Origin of the sequence: Galactobacter valiniphilus (assembly GCF_003575975.1) — a bacterium.
Classification (GTDB): Bacteria; Actinomycetota; Actinomycetes; order Actinomycetales; family Micrococcaceae; genus Galactobacter; species Galactobacter valiniphilus.
The window spans coordinates 1-602 of record NZ_QQXK01000085.1 but is presented as its reverse complement, the minus strand read 5'-3'; the positions used below and the strand labels follow the sequence as shown (position 1 = coordinate 602).

The following is a 602-nucleotide window of genomic DNA, read 5'->3' as shown; positions in this document are numbered from 1 at the left end:
GCTGCGACCCTCTATGAGGTCGGTTTCAACCACTTCTTCCGCGGCCAGGATCACCCGGGCGGCGGCGACCAGATCTTCTTCCAGGGCCACGCCTCGCCTGGCATGTACGCCCGCGCGTTCATGGAGGGTCGCCTCTCCGAGGACGACATGGACGGCTTCCGCCAGGAGAAGGCCAAGGAGGGCCACGCCCTTCCCTCGTACCCGCACCCGCGCATGATGCCGGAGTTCTGGCAGTTCCCGACCGTGTCGATGGGCCTGGGCCCGGCCAACGCGATCTACCAGGCGCAGCTGAACCGCTACCTGCACCACCGCGGCATTAAGGACACCTCGCAGCAGCAGGTCTGGGCCTTCCTGGGCGACGGCGAGATGGACGAGCCCGAGAGCCGCGGCTTCCTGCAGCTGGCCGCCAACGAGAAGCTCGACAACCTGAACTTCGTGATCAACTGCAATCTGCAGCGCCTGGATGGCCCGGTGCGCGGCAACGGCAACGGCAAGATCATGCAGGAGTTCGAGGCCTTCTTCCGCGGCGCGGGCTGGAACGTCATCAAGGTCGTCTGGGGCCGCGAGTGGGACTCGCTGCTGGCCAAGGACGACGAGGGCGC

1 pseudogene is annotated in these 602 nt (G+C 66.8%); it reads left to right on the top strand.

The annotated features are described in order from the left end of the window. A pseudogene (locus DWB68_RS15835) lies at positions 1-602 on the top strand (pyruvate dehydrogenase (acetyl-transferring), homodimeric type); the annotation flags it as partial.